The organism is Streptomyces sp. NBC_00090, from assembly GCF_045160815.1.
Lineage (GTDB): Bacteria > Actinomycetota > Actinomycetes > Streptomycetales > Streptomycetaceae > Streptomyces.
Window position 1 is genome coordinate 1,190,378 of record NZ_CP108224.1, and the last position, 16,027, is coordinate 1,206,404.

Sequence of the window (16,027 nt, forward strand, 5' to 3'; positions counted from 1 at the left end):
CTGGGTAGTCGTCGGGCGGGGGCTCCGGGTCAGGCGGTACGGGGGCGGAGCCGGCAGCGCGCCGGGCCCGCCGCCTGGAGGGTGATCGCGGGGGCGACGGGGACCTCGGTGTCGATGGCCTCGAAGCCGTACCGCTGGAGGATCATCGCGAGGGCGACCACCGACTCCAGCATCGAGAAGTGCTGGCCTATGCACGCGCGCGGACCGCCGCCGAAGGGGAACCAGGCGTACCGGGGCCGGGCCGCCTCCGCCTCGGGGGTGAAGCGGTCGGGGTCGAAGCGCTCCGCGTCCTCCCAGTAGGCCGGGTGGCGGTGGGTGACCCAGGGGGCGACGATGACGTCCGCGCCCGCCGGGATGGTGACGCCGTCGATCTCGGTGGCGGCGACGGCGCGGCGGCCGATGACCGGCGCGGCGGGGAAGAGCCTCATCGACTCCTTGAGCACCTGCGTGACGTACGGCAGGGAGTCGAGGTCGGCGGCGCCGGGGGTACGGCCCGCGAGCACCCGGTCTACCTCCTCGTGGGCCCGCTTCTGCGCCTCGGGGTGGCGGGCGAGGAGGTGGAGGGCGAAGCCGAGCGAGGTGGCGGTGGTCTCGTGGCCCGCGACGAGGAAGACGAGGACCTGCTCACGCAGTTCGGCGGCGCTGAAGCTGCCGTCCTCGGCGCTCTCGGCCTCGGCGAGGAGGGTGAGGAGGTCCTGTCCGTCGCCGGGGGCGCGGCCTGCGGCGCGGCGCTCGGCGATGATCCGGTCACAGGCCTCGTAGAGCGCCGTGTGGACGGCGGCGGCCCGGCGGTTGCCGGGGGTGGGCCAGTCCCGGGGCAGCTTGACCGGGGAGTAGCCGCGGCGCAGTACGTAGGAGCCGACCTCGGGGAAGCAGCGCTCGACGACGTCGACGGCCGTGTCGACGTCGGTGCCGAAGAGGATGCGGGCGACGGCACGGAGCGCGAGCCGGGTCATCTGCTGGAGGACGTCGACGGAGTCGACGGCGTCCTCGCGCCACTCCTCGGTGAGGGTGGTCACCTCGGCGGCGATGGCGGCGGCGTAGCCGTCGACGCGGCGCTTGGTGAAGAGGGGCTGGACGAGCCGGCGCTGGCGGAGGTAGTCCTCGTCCTGGCTGGTGAGCAGGCCGTTGCCGAAGGACTCGCGGATCTCCTGGTAGAAGGCGTTGTCCTTGCGGAAGTTGGCCGATTCCCCGGCGAGGACCTGCTGGGCGCCCTCGGCGGAGAAGACCCCGTAGACGGTGGCGCGGATCCCGGGCGGCCCGGCGGTGATCCGTACGACGTCGCCGTGCTCGCGGCGGGCGCGCAGGAAGGTGCCCAGGGAGTCGTTCTTGAGGTCGAACATGGAGCCGAGCAGCGGTAGTCCGGAGAGTTCGGGCGCCTCGGCCCGGGTGGTGGTGGCCATGATCGGCTCCCTTTTGATCGTCACCGGCGGGGCGATTCTCCCTCAGGAAGTAACCCACAGACAGCCCCGACTGAACACCCGTCCGAATTCGGCCGGTTGGTTCGGCCCGTGCGACCGTCAGAGGCGTCTGGGAGGCTCGTTCCATGGACCGACCCGAGCTCACCCTGCAACTGACCATCGACTGCGCCGACCCCCAGCGCCTGGTGCCCTTCTGGCTGGCGGCCCTGCGGTACGTCCCGGACCCGCCGCCCGAGGGCCACGCCACCTGGCGGGAGTACTGGCGGGCGATCGGCGTGCCCGAGGAGGAGCTGGGCGAGGACGCCGGAGAGCTGCCCGAGTCCATCGTGGACCCGAAGGGCTTGGGCCCGCGCGTCTGGTTCCAGCGGGTCCCGGAGCCCAAGACGGTCAAGAACCGCGTCCACCTCGACCTCAAGGTCGGCGGCGGCCGCACGGTCCCGCTCGCGCTCCGCCGGGAGCGGGTGGACGGGGAGGTGGCCCGCCTGACGGCGCTTGGCGCCACGATTCTGTACACGATGGACGAGCCGAACGGCATGGACTACTACGCGGTGGTGCTCCAGGACCCCGAGGGCAATGAGTTCTGCCTCGTGTGAGCCACGAGGCCGTGTGAGCCGCGAGGCCCAGCAGGCGCCGCCGCCGGGGCGCGGGGGACGGTACGCCAACACCCCCACGCTCCGCCGGCCGCTCGCTCCCGCTCCCGCCCCGCGCCCGCCCCTCGCCCGCTACTTCGCGAGCGCGCGGCTGATGACCATGCGCTGGATCTCGCTCGTGCCCTCGAAGATGGTGTAAATGGCCGCGTCGCGGTGCATCCGCTCCACCGGGTACTCGCGGGTGTAGCCGTTGCCGCCGAGGATCTGGATGGCCTGGCCGGTGACCTGCTTGGCGACCTCGCTCGCGTACAGCTTGGACATGGAGCCCTCGGCCGAGGTGAAGGGCTTGCCGGCGGTCGCCATCCAGGAGGCGCGCCAGACGAGGAGCCGGGCCGCGTCGATCTGGGTGCGCATGTCGGCGAGCTGGAAGGCGACGCCCTGGTTCTCGATGATCGGGCGGCCGAACTGGACGCGGGTCTTCGCGTAGTCGAGCGCCACCTCGTACGCGGCGCGGGCGGTGCCGACGGCCATGGCGCCGACCGCCGGGCGGGAGGCCTCGAAGGTGGCCATGGCGGCGTTCTTCACCCTCTCTCCGCCGCCCGCCTTCGCCTTCTCGCGGGCCCGGGCGAGGCGCTCGTCGAGCTTTTCCCTGCCGCCGAGGAGGCAGTGACCGGGGACGCGCACGTCCTCAAGGACGACCTCGGCGGTGTGGGAGGCGCGGATGCCGTGCTTCTGGAACTTCTGGCCCTGCGAGAGTCCGGGGGTGTTCGGCGGCACGATGAAGGAGGCGTGGCCCCGCGAGCCGAGCTCGGCGTCGACGACGGCGACGACGACGTGCACGTTGGCGATGCCGCCGTTGGTCGCCCAGGTCTTGGTGCCGTTGAGGACCCACTCGTCCTTGGCCTCGTCGTACACGGCCCGGGTGCGCATGGCGGCGACGTCCGAGCCGGCGTCGGGCTCGGAGGAGCAGAAGGCGGCGACCTTGACGTCGTTCGCGTCGCCGTACATCTGCGGGACCCAGGTGCCGATCTGCTCCTCGGTGCCGTTGGCGAGGACGCCGACGGCGGCGAGGCCGGTGCCGACGATGGAGAGCGCTATGCCGGCGTCGCCCCAGAAGAGCTCCTCCATGGTCATCGGCACGCCGAGGCCGGTCGGGTCGAAGAACTGCTGGGCGTAGAAGTCGAGGGAGTAGATGCCGAGCTTGGCGGCCTCCTGGATGATCGGCCAGGGGGTCTCCTCACGCTCGTCCCATTCGGCCGCCGCGGGGCGCATCACATCGGCGGCGAACCCGTGCAACCAGTCGCGGACCTGCTTCTGGTCGTCGTTGAGTTCGAGCGTGAACTCGGCCATAGTTCCCTCCCAGCAGTACGTTACTTGCGGTAACAGCAGTCTGTTACCGGCGGGTACGGCTGTCAACCTGCGGTGGAGCGGTTCGGGCCGCCCGGCACAGGGTGCCGCACGGGTGTTACGTTGCGACAGCCTCACGGAATCGCACGGGCGGGGAGACACGCTTATGGACATCACACACCGGGCCACCGACCAGCAGAAGCCCGCGGAACAACGGCGGCGCGAACTGCTGGAGGCGGCGGACCGGGTGGTGCTCCGGGACGGGCCCAAGGCCTCCATGAACGCCATCGCGGCGGAGGCCGGCATCACCAAGCCGATCCTCTACCGGCACTTCGGAGACAAGGGCGGCCTCTACCGCGCCCTCGCCATCCGCCACACGGACGGGCTCCTCGCCGCGCTCCGGGCCGCGCTCGACGCCCCCTCCGACCGGCGCCGGCGCGTCGAGTCCACCCTCGACACCTACCTCGCCTCGATCGAGGCGATGCCCCAGGTCTACCGCTTCCTCATGCACCCGGCGGAGGAGTCGCACCAGTCCGAGCAGGGCTTCGACGTCGGCCGCCACTCGGCCCCGCTGCTCCGCCGCATGGGCGAGGAGCTCGGCCAGGTCATCGCCGAACGCGTCGACCTCGGCCCCGCATCCGACGTCCAGGCCCGGATCTGGGGCCACGGCATCGTCGGCATGATGCACGCGGCCGGCGACTGGTGGCTCGGAGAACGCCCCTGCTCCCGCGCCGACCTGGTCAGCAGCCTGGCCGACCTCCTGTGGGGGCGGCTCGCGATGGCCGACGACCTCCCCGGCGGGCCCGGCTTTTAGAGGGCTCGGATCGCCGCCCCCCTTTTTGGGGCTCGGTTCGCCTCCGGGGCGCCTCAGCCGGGGGAACAGGGACGACCGTGCTCGCCTCCCTCGTTCCTCGGGAGGCTCCGCGCGCTCGTCCCTGTTCCCCCGGCGCGCCCCTTCGGCTCACTCGCCGGGTCCTGGGTGCGCCCCTTCGGCTCACTCGCCGGGTCCTGGGCGCGCCCCTTCGGCTCACTCGCCAGGCCCGGTGGGACAGGCCCGGTGGAATCAGCGCGAACCCTCCAGTACGGACGCGTCGCCGCCCCACGGCTGCTTGCGGATCGTCTTCAGCAGACGTGACTTGCGCCACCCCGTCACGTGGTCGGCGTAGACCCCGCCCGCCAGGTGGTCGGTCTCGTGCTGGAGGCAGCGGGCGAAGAAACCCGTGCCCTCGATCCGTACCGGAGTGCCGTCGATCCGTACGCCCTCCACGACCGCGCGGTCGTGCCGGGGCGTCGGCGCCTCAAGGCCCGGCAGGGAGAGGCAGCCCTCCGGGCCCCGGATCACCTCGCCGTCCGCCTCCACCAGCGTCGGGTTCACCACATGGCCCAGATGGCGCGTGTCCTCGTCGTCGGGGCAGTCGTAGACGAAGACCCGCAGGCCCACGCCCACCTGGTTCGCCGCCAGGCCCACGCCCTGCGCCGCGTACATCGTCGCGAACATGTCCTCGACGAGCCGGGCCAGTTCGGGGCCGAAGTCGGTGACGGGCGCGCAGGGCGTGTGCAGTACGGGGTCGCCGAGCAGAGTCATCGCTCGGACGAGGCCGGAACTGCCGGGGATGGGGCGGTTTCGCATGGCCGTAAGGGTACGGTCCCCCGTGACCTGGCTGTTTCGCACGCCTCACGGCGGTGCCGCTGTTCGGGCTGCTGGCCGGATCTCGATAGGCTGAGCCCGGACCGACGCAAGGAGGAACAAGAACGATGTCAGGACACCCCGGTAATCCAGAGCCGCTGTCGCCGCGCGCCAAGCTGGCCGTGACGGCGGGCAAGGCCGCGGCCGCGGTGTCGCGGGCGGCGGGGCGCGGCAGCGGATCGGTGATCGGCGGCAAGGTCGCGCTGAAGCTCGACCCGGACCTCCTCGGTCGACTCGCGCAGCACCTGGACGTCGTCCTGGTGTCGGCGACCAACGGCAAGACCACGACGACCCGGCTGATCGCAGAGGCCCTGCGCGCCGCCGGCCCGGTGGTCTCGAACGCGCTCGGCGCCAACATGCCCGCCGGCATCACCTCGGCGCTGGCCGGCGGCTCGGACTCCAAGTACGGCGTCATCGAGGTCGACGAGAAGTACCTCGCCGGCGTCGCCCGCGACACCACGCCCAAGGCGATCGCGCTGCTCAACCTCTCCCGCGACCAGCTCGACCGCGCCGCCGAGACCCGGATGCTCGCCGAGAAGTGGCGCGAGGGTCTCAACGGCACCAAGGCCGTGGTCATCGCCAACGCCGACGACCCGCTCATCGTGTGGGCCGCCTCCTCCTCCCCCAACGTGGTGTGGGTGGCCGCGGGCCAGGAGTGGAAGGACGACGCCTGGTCGTGCCCCGCCTGCGGCGGTGTGATGCAGCGTCCGGGCGACGACTGGTTCTGCGGCGAGTGCGGCTTCCGCCGTCCCGCGCCGAGCTGGGCGCTCAGCGGCGACCACGTGCTCGACCCGCACGGCTCCGCCTGGCCGATCCGGCTCCAGCTGCCGGGCCGCGCCAACAAGGCGAACGCCGCCACCTCCGCCGCGGTCGCCGCGGTCTTCGGGGTGCCGCCCCAGGTGGCCCTGGAGCGCATGTACCAGGTCCAGGCCGTGGCGGGACGCTATGACGTCGTCTCGTTCCAGGGCCGCGACCTGCGCCTGCTGCTCGCGAAGAACCCGGCCGGCTGGCTCGAGACCTTCTCCCTCATCGACGGGCCGCCGGCCCCGGTGATCCTCTCCGTCAACGCGCGCGGCGCCGACGGCACGGACACCTCCTGGCTGTGGGACGTGGACTACGGGCGGCTCGCCGGCCACCCGATCATGGTGATCGGCGACCGGAAGCTGGACCTCGCGGTCCGCCTGGAGGTCGCGGGTGTGGACTTCCGGGTGTGCGAGACGCTCGACGAGGCCGTCGCGATGGCCCCGCCCGGGCAGATCGAGCTGATCGCCAACTACACCGCCTTCCAGGACGTCCGCCGCCGCGTCGGCAACTGACCCGTAGAGGACTTGCAGCATGAGTGACAGCAGCCTGCGCCTGGTCTGGGTCTACCCCGACCTGCTCAGCACCTACGGCGACCAGGGCAACGCCCTCGTCGTCCAGCGCCGCGCCGAGCAGCGCGGTCTCAGCGTCGAGCGCGTCGACGTCCGCAGCGACCAGCCGGTGCCGACCTCGGGCGACATCTACCTGATCGGCGGCGGCGAGGACCGTCCGCAGCGGCTCGCGGCCGAGCGGCTGCGACGCGACGGCGGACTGAGCCGGGCCGCCTCCAACGGGGCGATCATCTTCTCGGTCTGCGCCGGCTACCAGATCCTGGGCCACGAGTTCATCAACGACATCGGCGAGCGGGAGACCGGCCTCGGTCTGATCGACGTGATCTCGACCCGCGGCGAGGGCGCGCGGTGCGTCGGCGACGTCCTCGCGGACATCGACCCGCGGCTCGGCCTGCCCCAGCTGACGGGCTTCGAGAACCACCAGGGCATCACCCATCTCGGCCCGACGGCCCGGCCGTTCGCCCGGACCGTCCTCGGCAAGGGCAACGGGACCGGCGACGGCACCGAGGGCGCGTACAACGACACCGTCTTCGGTACGTACATGCACGGCCCCGTCATGGCCCGGAACCCGCAGATCGCGGACCTGCTCCTGAAGCTGGCCCTCGACGTGAACGCGCTGCCGCCGACCGACGACCGGTGGTACGAGGCCCTGCGCGCCGAGCGCATCGCGGCGGCCACGCAGCCCGCCTGAGCCACCCCCCACGGACTCGTACGAAAGTACGGTGTCCACTGTGCGGACAGCCGGTTCGGCCCCGCCACCCAGCACCGATAGGGTGGCGGGGATCCAGCCGGACGACGTGGTCCGGGAGTCGGCCCACGTTGCAAAGGTTTTTGGGCTATGCGCATTGGTGTGCTCACCTCCGGCGGAGACTGCCCCGGTCTGAACGCCGTCATCCGTTCCGTCGTGCACCGCGCCGTCGTCGACCACGGTGACGAGGTCATCGGCTTCCACGACGGGTGGAGGGGCCTGCTGGAGTGCGACTACCGCAAGCTCGACCTCGACGCGGTCGGCGGCATACTCGCCCGCGGCGGCACCATCCTCGGCTCCTCACGCGTCCAGCCCGCGCACCTGGTCGGCGGCGTCGAGCGCGCCCGCGGCCACGTCGCGGACCTGGGCCTCGACGCCATCATCCCGATCGGCGGCGAGGGCACGCTGAAGGCGGCCAACCTCCTCTCCGAGGCGGGTCTGCCGATCGTCGGCGTCCCGAAGACCATCGACAACGACATCGCCTCCACCGACGTCACCTTCGGCTTCGACACGGCCGTCACCGTGGCCACCGAGGCGCTCGACCGGCTGAAGACGACCGCCGAGTCCCACCAGCGGGTCCTCGTCGTCGAGGTCATGGGCCGGCACACCGGCTGGATCGCGCTCCACTCCGGCATGGCCGCCGGCGCGCACGCCGTCGTCGTCCCGGAGCGCCCCTTCGACATCGACGAGCTGACCGCCCGGGTCGGGGCGCGGTTCGAGGCCGGCAAGCGCTTCGCGATCGTCGTCGTCGCCGAGGGCGCGAAGCCGCGTGAGGGCTCGATGGACTTCAAGACCGCCGGCACCGACATCTACGGGCACGAGCGGTTCACCGGCATCGCCAACCAGCTCTCCGTCGAGCTGGAGCAGCGTCTCGGCAAGGAGGCCCGCCCGGTCATCCTCGGCCACGTCCAGCGCGGTGGCACCCCGACCGCGTACGACCGTGTCCTCGCCACCCGCTTCGGCTGGCACGCGGTGGAGGCGGCGCACCGCGGCGAGTTCGGCATGCTGACCGCGCTGCGCGGCACGGACATCGTCATGGTCCCGCTGGCGCAGGCCGTGGAGTCCCTCAAGACGGTCCCCGAGGACCGCTACGCCGAGGCCGAGTGCGTGCTCTGACGACTCCATGAGGTGACAACCGCCCCCGGTCGCAGTCGCGGCCGGGGGCGGTTCTAGTCTGGTGCGGACAACAAGCGCGAATCGGGCTCCAGGAGTACGCAGATGGATCACAGCGGGCACGGCATGACCACGGATCTGCCGCCGTTCACGCTGGGGCGGGGCCTGGAGTTCTCTCCCGACCTCTTCTTCCTGATCGGTTGCCTCGCGGGGCTCGGTCTGTACGGCTGGGGTGTGGCCCGGCTGCGGCGGCGCGGCGACGCGTGGCCGGTGAGCCGGACGGTGTTCTTCACGGTCGGCGTGCTGACCATCGCCCTGGTGATGTGCACGAAGCTCAACGACTACGGCATGGTCATGTTCAGCGTGCACATGGTGCAGCACATGGTGATCTCCATGCTGTCGCCGATCCTGCTGCTGCTCGGGGCGCCGGTGACGCTGGCGCTGCGGGCCCTTCCGGTGGCGGTCCGGGGCTCGACGGGACCGCGCGAGCTGCTCCTGAAGCTGCTGCACAGCCGGTACATGAAGGTGATCACGCACCCCGGCTTCACGATCCCGATGTTCATCGCGAGCCTGTACGCGCTGTACTTCACGCCGCTCTTCGACTTCCTGATGGGATCGAAGCCCGGGCACATCGGGATGATGGTGCACTTCCTGATGGTCGGCGTGGTCTTCTTCTGGCCGATCATGGGCGTCGACCCGGGCCCGCACCGGCCGGGGTACGTGATGCGGATGCTGGAGCTGTTCGCGGGCATGCCGTTCCACGCCTTCTTCGGCATCGCGCTGATGATGGCCAGCGAGCCGATGGTGAAGGCGTACCAGAACCCGCCGGCCTCGCTGGGGATCGACGCCCTCACGGACCAGAACGCGGCGGGCGGCATCGCCTGGGCGTTCAGCGAGATCCCGTCCGTCCTGGTCCTGATCGCGCTGGTCTACCAGTGGTACCACTCCGAGCAGCGACAGGCGGTCCGCCTGGACCGGGCCGCCGACCGGGACGGGGACAAGGAGCTGGAGGCGTACAACGCGTACCTGGCCTCGCTCCGGTCCCAGGGCTGACGAGCATTTCCCGGCCGGTTCCGTCTCCGGCGCGCGCCGGAGCGTCCGGGGAGTAGCGCGCGCCCCCCTTCCGGGGTCACGATGGGCTGGACGACTTCCGCGGCCCCGGTCGGGAGGAGGCGGACAGATGTCCGGTCCTACGAAGGCGATGGCGGTGCTCACCGCCGCGGCGCTGGTGCTGACGACGACCTACACGGTGGCGCTGGGCAGCAGCGGCTGGCTCTGGTTCGGGCTGGTGATACTGGTGGTGGTCACGATCGGGATGGCGGCGGCGGACAGCACGGTGCCGGCCGACCCGCGCGACCGGCGCCCACCGAGCCGGCCCGACGCGGCGCAGCCCTGACCCGCTCCCCCTGACCTGCTCCCCCTGACCCGCTCTCCCCTGACCTGCTCCCCCTGACCCGCTCTCCTGCCTCGCTCTCCCCCCCCTGACCTGCTCCCTCTGACCCGCTCCCCCCTGACCGGCTCCCCCGACCCGCTATCCGCGCGGGGCGAGGACGACCCAGGTCTGTCCCGGGGCGAAGGCGAGGGGTGCCCCGTCCGGGGTGGTGTAGGTGGTGCCGGCCGCCGGCGAGGGCCGGGACCAGCGGGCCTCGTACGCGCGGCCGTCGCGCAGGACGAGCGCGGTGCCGCTGCCCGTGGTCTCGGTGTACGGGGAGACCGCGCCGTACCGGTCCCGGAAGCCGGACGGACGGACGGTGACGCGCTGGACGACGACCGTCTCGGGGGTGAGCGGTCCCGTGTCCGTGGCACGGGCCTCACGGCCGTCCATCGCCACCCGCCAGGCGCGGTCGGCCGCGGACCACGTGAAGGTGTAGCGGGCGGCCGGGAAGCGGACGGCCGAGGAGTCGACCGGGGTGCCGCCGGCGGGGGCGGGCCCGAAGCGGAAGCCGATGTCCCGGGCGTTCTCGGCCCTCGGGTCGGTGGCGAGGGCGCGGTCGGGGCGCAGGTAGAGGTTGTGCGGGGCGGCCCGGTCCGGGGAGCGCAGGAAGGCCCCGGGGGCGGTGGTCTCGGTGACGAGACGCAGCGGTGCGGCGGTCAGGAGGGGGTTCAGGGCGGACTGTGCCCCGGAGTAGCCGAGCACCGGCCGGCCGAAGGCGGCGAGGAGGGCTATGTCGGACTCGCGGGCGCTGCGGACGGGGCCGGTGAGCTCGGGGAGGCGGGAGGAGTAGACGGCGAGGAGCCGGGTCACCCCGCCCTCGACCTGTTCGACGTAGACGAGGTCGGCCGCGCCGAGCCCGGTGTGGGGGCGGGCCGCCGCCACGTTGTCGATCTTGACGGCGAGGACGGGGGCGGGTCGCGCGGGGAGACCGGTGAAGGGCGAGCGCCCGGTGGGCGCGGAGGCCGTGGCGGGCGGGGTGGCCGGCGCGGGGGCCGTGGTGGCGGGCGCGGGCGTCGGCGTGGGCTCGCGCGGCCCGGGGTCGGAGCAGCCGTAGAGACCGGCCGCGGTCAGCGCGCACAGCAGCGCGGTGAGGACGCGGCCGGGGCGTCCGAGAGGTGTCCTGTCTCCGCGCTCCGCCGTCATCTTGACGCTCCCCCACCAGTGGACCACGGGCGCTCGCACGGATACAACGGGCATGACGGACGACGAACGGGGGCCGCGGGTGTTCTACCACCTGATGAAGTACGTACTGCTCGGTCCGCTCCTCAGGCTGCTCTTCCGGCCGCGGATCGAGGGGCTCGAACACATCCCGGAGGAGGGCGCGGCGATCGTCGCGGGCAATCACCTCTCCTTCTCCGACCACTTCCTGATGCCGGTCGTGCTCGAACGGCGGATCACCTTCCTCGCCAAGCAGGAGTACTTCACGGGGTCTGGGCTCAAGGGGCGGCTCACGGCCGCCTTCTTCCGGGCCGCCGGTCAGATCCCGGTGGACCGGTCCGGGAAGGAGGCCGGGAAGGCGGCGATCCGCGAGGGGCTCGGCGTCCTGGACAAGGGCGAGCTGCTCGGCATCTACCCCGAGGGGACCCGCTCGCACGACGGGCGGCTCTACAAGGGCAAGGTGGGCGTCGCGGTGATGGCGCTGACGGCCGGGGTCCCGGTGGTGCCGTGCGCGATGGTCGGCACCTTCGAGATCCAGCCGCCGGGAAAGGTCGTGCCGAGGATCCGCCGGGTCACCATCCGCTTCGGGCCGCCGCTGGACTTCTCCCGCTTCACGGGGTCGGCGGGCGAGCGGGCGGTGGTCCGCGCGGTGACCGACGAGATCATGTACGAGATCCTGCGGCTCTCCGGGCAGGAGTACGTGGACGAGTACGCGGCGGTCGTGAAGGCCGCGGAGCCGGGGAACGCCGGTCCGGAGCGAAAGTTCCCCCGCCGGAAACGCTGAGGGCGGATCCGCGCACGGCGCAATCCCCTGGGCCACCGTCCGGGGCGCCCGTAGCGTCCCGTCCATGACCAAAGGACACGCGTTCGTGCTGGGTGCGTCGGGACAGGTGGGGCGGGCGGCCGTGCGGGCCCTCGTCGCGGACGGCTGGGAGGTGACGGCCGCCTCGCGGGGCGGCCGCAGGGACGAGAGGTGGCCGGACGAGGTCCGGTCGGTGCGGCTCGACCGGACCGAGGAGGGGGCGCTGGCGGCGGGGATCGGCGACGGCTGTGACGTGCTCGTCGACATCGTCGCGTACGACGGCGCGCACGGGCGGCAGCTGACCGGTCTCGCCGACCGGATCGGTTCGGCCGTGGTGGTGTCGAGCGGTGCCGTGTACGAGGACGAGCACGGCCGCAGCTTCGACACGCAGGACCGGCCGGACGGCTTCCCCGCCTTCCCGGTGCCCATCCCGGAGGAGTGGCGGACGGTCGCGCCCGGCGACGGCACGTACAGCACGCGGAAGATCGCCCTGGAGCGCGAGCTGCTCGCGGCGGGCGACGCGCTGCCGACCACGCTGCTGCGGGCGGGGGCGATCCACGGTCCGTACAGCCCGGGGCCGCGCGAGCTGTGGTTCGTCAAGCGGGCGCTCGACGGACGGCCGGTGCGGCTCCTCGCGTACGGCGGGGCCTCCCGCTTCCATCCGGTCCACGTCGACAACCTCGCCGAGCTCGTCCGGCTCGCGGCGGCGAATCCGGGCAGCCGGGTGCTCAACGGCGGGGACCCCGAGGCCCCGACGGTGGCGGAGATCGGCGCCGCGATCGACGCGGTCATGGAGGTGGAGAGCGAGACGGTGCTGATCGAGGGGGCGCCGGAGGGCACCGTGGGGTCCACCCCGTGGACCGCCGAGCGCTCCGTCGTGTACGGCATGACGGCGGCGGAGCGGGAGTTGGGGTACCGGCCCGTGGTGTCGTACGCCGCGTCGCTTCCTGAGACCGTCGAGTGGCTGACCGGGCACCTGGCGGACCGTGAGTGGCGGGAGGCCTTCCCGGGACTCGCGAAGTACGGGGTGGACCTCTTCGACTACGCGGCGGAGGACGCCTGGCTGAAGTCGTCCCGGGGCTGACCCGCGCGGTGCGAGAGGGGCGGCCGTCGGACGGCCGCCCCTCTCCTCATACCGCCGTGTGGGCCGTTACGGCTTCGGGGTGGCGTGCGGCGCGCACGTCACGTCCCGGGCGTCCAGCTTCCCGGTCAGCAGGTAGGCCTCGACCCTGGTGTTGAGGCACGGGTTGACCAGGTTGGTGATGCCGTGCGAGCCGGCGTCCTTCTCCGTGATCAGGCGCGAGCCCTTGAAGCGCTTGTGCAGCTCGACGGCGCCCTCGTACGGGGTGGCGGCGTCGCGCTCCGACTGGGTGATGAGCACGGGCGGGAGGCCCTTGTCGGTCTTCACCACGGTCGGGCGCTGGCGCGGGGCGGACCAGGTGGCGCAGGGGAGGTTCATCCACGCGTTGGCCCAGGTCATGAACGGGTACTGCTCGTGGAGGCGGGAGTTGTCCCGGTCCCACTTCTTCCAGCTGGTCGGCCAGGGGGCGTCGGCGCACTCGACCGCGGTGTAGACGGCGTTGCCGTTCTCCGAGGAGATGTTGCCGGCCGTGTCGGTGGGGTCCGCGGCGGCCGAGTCGATCAGCGGCTGCGGGTCACCGGCGGCGTACGCGCTCCAGGCCTCGGCGACCGGGGCCCACATGGAGTCGTAGTACGGGGCGTTCTGGAAGAAGCCGATGAGCTCGGCCGGTCCGACCTTGCCGCCGAGGGGCTCCTTCTTGGCGGCGGCGCGCAGGGTCTCCCACTGCTGCCGGACCTCCGCCAGGGTGTCGCCGAGGTGGTAGGTGGCGTCGTGCTGGGCGACCCAGGTCATCCAGTCCGTGAGCCGGCCCTCGAAGGCGATGTCCTGGCCGAGGTTGGCCTCGTACCAGATCGAACGCGTCGACGGGTTCACGACGCTGTCCAGGACCATGCGGCGGACGTGCGTCGGGAAGAGGGTGCCGTAGACCGCGCCGAGGTAGGTGCCGTACGAGACGCCGACGAAGTTCAGCTTCTTCTCGCCGAGGGCGGCGCGGACGACGTCCAGGTCGCGCGCGGTGTTGAGGGTGTTGATGTACGGCAGGATGTCGCCGCTCTTCTCGGCGCAGCCCTTGGCGTACTCGGCGGCGAGCTTGCGCTGCGCCTGCTTGTCGGCCTCGCTGTCGGGGACCGGGTCGAGCTTGGGGCCCTTGACGAACTCGGTCGGATCGACGCAGGAGATGGGGGCCGAGTGGCCGACACCGCGCGGGTCGAAGCCCACGAAGTCGTAGGCCTTGGCGGTGCTCGCCCAGATCGCGTTCTTGGTGGTGACGCGGCGCGGGAAGCGGAGGCCGGAGCCGCCGGGGCCGCCCGGGTTGTAGAGCAGGGCGCCCTGGCGCTCGGCCGGGGTGCCGGTGGCGTTGATGCGGTCCACCGCGATCTTGATCTTCTTGCCGTCGGGCTTGGCGTAGTCGACCGGGACGGTGACCCAGCCGCACTGGATCGGCTTCTCCAGGCCCCAGTCGGCCGGACAGTCCTGCCAGTCGATGCCCGTCTGGGCGGCCCGCGCGGCGGCGACGGCGACGCCGATCGCCTCCGCGTCGCGCAGGTGCCGGTTGCTGTCGGCGTTCGCCGCCGGAGCCGTGAGCGCGCTCACGACGAGCGTGCCCGCTATCAGAGTGCCGGCCGAGCCGAGCGCTGCTGTACGTCGCACGTGTTCTCCCCCCTGAATGGGCGCCGCCCCCGTGGCAGCGCCGTGTGTTGGGTTGTCCGGGGGATCCTTTCGTCCCTGGGGCTCACGAGGTAAGGGCGTACATGTGTTTCTTTGCCGAACCAATAACCGGAGAGGGGTGTACCGCTGAGCGGTGACCTCCCGGACCCGCCTCAGAGCGGGGCGAGTTCGGCCAGGGCCGCGTCGAGGAGCCGGCGGAGCGCGAGGGCGTCGGGGGCGACGGCGGTGACGAGGGCGGCGGGGCCGGCGAGCGGGGCGATCACGGCCCCGCCACCGAGAAGCCGGGATTCCACCGGTTTGTCGGTGAAGTCGGGATCGACGACGAGGAGTTGGCCGGTGGCCCGGTGCCCGCCGAGGACGGCGCCGCCGTCCCAGCCGTCGGGGGCGCCGGGACCGTACGCCAGCTCCTGGTCGAGCAGCGGCCGACCGGCGCGGCGGACGGTGAGACGGGTGACGAGGGTGCCGGGCGGTTCGCCGTGCCGGCCCAGGATCTGCTCCTCGCGGAGGACGAGCCGTGCCGTGGGGGCGAGTTCGACGGTGGTGCGCATCCGCAGGTCCGAGCCGTGGGCGGAGACGAGCTGTTCGGGCAGCCAGCGGAGCGCCCCCTCCTCCCCCACCGTCATCCGGAGGTCGTACGCGGCGGGCTCGGCGCTCCGGCCCGGCAGCGCGAGGGTGGCGGCGGCCGAGTCGACGAGGAGGCGGGCCCCGTCCCGTACCTCGGTCTCGATCGCGAGCCGGTCACCGCCGAGCGGGGCGCTCATCGCCCCGACGACGGTGACCCGGGTCCAGGCGCCGACGGCCCTGGTGCGGCGCAGGGCGAGGGGGCCGTCGCTCTCCAGGAGCGGCAGCCCGCCGTCGGCCCCGGCGGCGATCCGTGCGGTGGCACGCAGGCTCACGCGGTCCGCGTCCCTGCCGCGGTCCACGCCCCGAGCTGGGCGCGGACCCAGTCGGCGACGGGCGCGACGCCGTCCTCGGCGCGCAGGGAGGTGAAGGCGACGGGCAGCTCGCCGCGCTGCTCCTTCGCGTCGCGGGCCATCCGCTCCAGGTCGGAGCCCACGTAGGGGGCGAGGTCGGTCTTGTTGACGACGAGGAGGTCGGCGGTGGTGACGCCGGGGCCGCCCTTGCGGGGGATGTCGTCGCCGCCGGCCACGTCGATGACGAAGATCTGGGCGTCGACGAGCCCCTTGGAGAAGGTGGCGGTGAGGTTGTCGCCGCCGGACTCGACCAGGATGAGGTCGAGCGGGCCGACGGCCTCCTCCAGCTCCTCGACGGCTTCGAGGTTGGCGGAGATGTCGTCGCGGATGGCGGTGTGCGGGCAGGCACCGGTCTCCACGGCCTGGATGCGCTCGGGCGGCAGGACGGCGTTGCGGAGCAGGAACTCGGCGTCCTCGCGGGTGTAGATGTCGTTGGTGACGACGGCCAGCGACAGGGTGTCCCGCAGGACCCGGCAGAGGGCGGCGACCGTGGCGGTCTTGCCGGAGCCGACCGGTCCGCCGAGCCCGATGCGCAGGGCCCGGCGGGTGCCGTCGGGGCGGTGGGCGTCGGCGGAGACGGCTCCGTGGTGGGTGTGCCCGTGGTCGAGGTGCATGGGGCGGCTCCCGTGG

General features: G+C 72.5%; 16 protein-coding genes. 9 read left to right on the forward strand and 7 right to left on the reverse strand.

All coding sequences use genetic code 11. The annotated features are described in order from the left end of the window. Positions 1–29 precede the first annotated feature (29 nt). Complete coding sequence (locus tag OG361_RS05125; protein ID WP_405852066.1) at positions 30–1,403, reverse strand: cytochrome P450; 1,374 nt, start codon at positions 1,401–1,403, stop codon at positions 30–32. A 143-nt stretch (positions 1,404–1,546) separates the two neighbouring features. Between OG361_RS05125 and OG361_RS05130 the strand changes: the two genes are divergently transcribed. Then, positions 1,547–2,014: a VOC family protein gene (locus tag OG361_RS05130; RefSeq protein ID WP_405852067.1), complete on the forward strand. Its 468-nt coding sequence runs from the start codon at positions 1,547–1,549 to the stop codon at positions 2,012–2,014. A 129-nt stretch (positions 2,015–2,143) separates the two neighbouring features. On the opposite strand, the gene OG361_RS05135 is transcribed toward OG361_RS05130, so the two are convergent. Further along, positions 2,144–3,361 carry an acyl-CoA dehydrogenase family protein gene (locus tag OG361_RS05135; protein WP_405852068.1) on the reverse strand — a complete coding sequence of 406 codons (1,218 nt, stop codon included), beginning with the start codon at positions 3,359–3,361 and terminating at the stop codon, positions 2,144–2,146. 163 nt (positions 3,362–3,524) lie between these two features. Here OG361_RS05135 and OG361_RS05140 point away from each other — a divergent pair, with 163 nt between their 5' ends. After that, positions 3,525–4,172 (forward strand): TetR family transcriptional regulator, encoded by a 648-nt coding sequence (locus tag OG361_RS05140; protein ID WP_405852069.1) that lies wholly within the window; start codon positions 3,525–3,527, stop codon positions 4,170–4,172. A 249-nt stretch (positions 4,173–4,421) separates the two neighbouring features. Here OG361_RS05140 and def read toward each other — a convergent pair whose 3' ends face one another. Continuing rightward, positions 4,422–4,988, reverse strand: a complete 567-nt coding sequence (gene def / locus OG361_RS05145; protein ID WP_405852070.1) for a peptide deformylase — start codon at positions 4,986–4,988, stop codon at positions 4,422–4,424. 125 nt (positions 4,989–5,113) lie between these two features. Between def and OG361_RS05150 the strand changes: the two genes are divergently transcribed. The 5 genes from OG361_RS05150 to OG361_RS05170 all read left to right on the forward strand — a co-directional run bounded on the left by OG361_RS05150 (position 5,114) and on the right by OG361_RS05170 (position 9,675). Continuing rightward, complete coding sequence (locus OG361_RS05150) at positions 5,114–6,361, forward strand: MurT ligase domain-containing protein (protein ID WP_384573563.1); 1,248 nt, start codon at positions 5,114–5,116, stop codon at positions 6,359–6,361. Positions 6,362–6,380: 19 nt separating this feature from the next. Then, positions 6,381–7,109, forward strand: coding sequence for a type 1 glutamine amidotransferase (locus tag OG361_RS05155; RefSeq protein WP_405852071.1), 729 nt, complete (start codon positions 6,381–6,383; stop codon positions 7,107–7,109). Between the two features lie 147 nt (positions 7,110–7,256). Next, the gene (locus OG361_RS05160; protein WP_384573568.1) at positions 7,257–8,282 is read left to right on the forward strand and encodes a 6-phosphofructokinase; all 1,026 of its coding nucleotides are present in this window, start codon (positions 7,257–7,259) and stop codon (positions 8,280–8,282) included. 102 nt (positions 8,283–8,384) lie between these two features. Beyond that, positions 8,385–9,332, forward strand: coding sequence for a cytochrome c oxidase assembly protein (locus tag OG361_RS05165; protein ID WP_405852073.1), 948 nt, complete (start codon positions 8,385–8,387; stop codon positions 9,330–9,332). A 127-nt stretch (positions 9,333–9,459) separates the two neighbouring features. After that, a complete protein-coding gene (locus OG361_RS05170) occupies positions 9,460–9,675 on the forward strand; it encodes a hypothetical protein (protein ID WP_405862724.1) in 216 nt (71 codons plus the stop codon). A gap of 135 nt (positions 9,676–9,810) precedes the next feature. On the opposite strand, the gene OG361_RS05175 is transcribed toward OG361_RS05170, so the two are convergent. Then, positions 9,811–10,857, reverse strand: a complete 1,047-nt coding sequence (locus OG361_RS05175; RefSeq protein WP_405852074.1) for a DUF3048 domain-containing protein — start codon at positions 10,855–10,857, stop codon at positions 9,811–9,813. 79 nt (positions 10,858–10,936) lie between these two features. Here OG361_RS05175 and OG361_RS05180 point away from each other — a divergent pair, with 79 nt between their 5' ends. After that, on the forward strand, positions 10,937–11,656 hold the full coding sequence (locus OG361_RS05180) for a lysophospholipid acyltransferase family protein (RefSeq protein ID WP_405862088.1): 720 nt from the start codon (positions 10,937–10,939) through the stop codon (positions 11,654–11,656). 64 nt (positions 11,657–11,720) lie between these two features. Continuing rightward, complete coding sequence (locus tag OG361_RS05185; protein ID WP_405852075.1) at positions 11,721–12,758, forward strand: NAD-dependent epimerase/dehydratase family protein; 1,038 nt, start codon at positions 11,721–11,723, stop codon at positions 12,756–12,758. Positions 12,759–12,824: 66 nt separating this feature from the next. On the opposite strand, the gene OG361_RS05190 is transcribed toward OG361_RS05185, so the two are convergent. The 3 genes from OG361_RS05190 to ureG all read right to left on the reverse strand — a co-directional run bounded on the left by OG361_RS05190 (position 12,825) and on the right by ureG (position 16,011). Beyond that, positions 12,825–14,405, reverse strand: a complete 1,581-nt coding sequence (locus OG361_RS05190; protein WP_405852076.1) for an alpha/beta hydrolase — start codon at positions 14,403–14,405, stop codon at positions 12,825–12,827. 170 nt (positions 14,406–14,575) lie between these two features. Next, positions 14,576–15,319, reverse strand: a complete 744-nt coding sequence (locus tag OG361_RS05195) for an urease accessory protein UreD (RefSeq protein WP_405852078.1) — start codon at positions 15,317–15,319, stop codon at positions 14,576–14,578. Next, positions 15,316–16,011: an urease accessory protein UreG gene (gene ureG / locus OG361_RS05200; protein WP_405852079.1), complete on the reverse strand. Its 696-nt coding sequence runs from the start codon at positions 16,009–16,011 to the stop codon at positions 15,316–15,318. Before ureG ends, OG361_RS05195 begins: the two co-directional genes overlap by 4 nt. Positions 16,012–16,027: the final 16 nt, after the last annotated feature.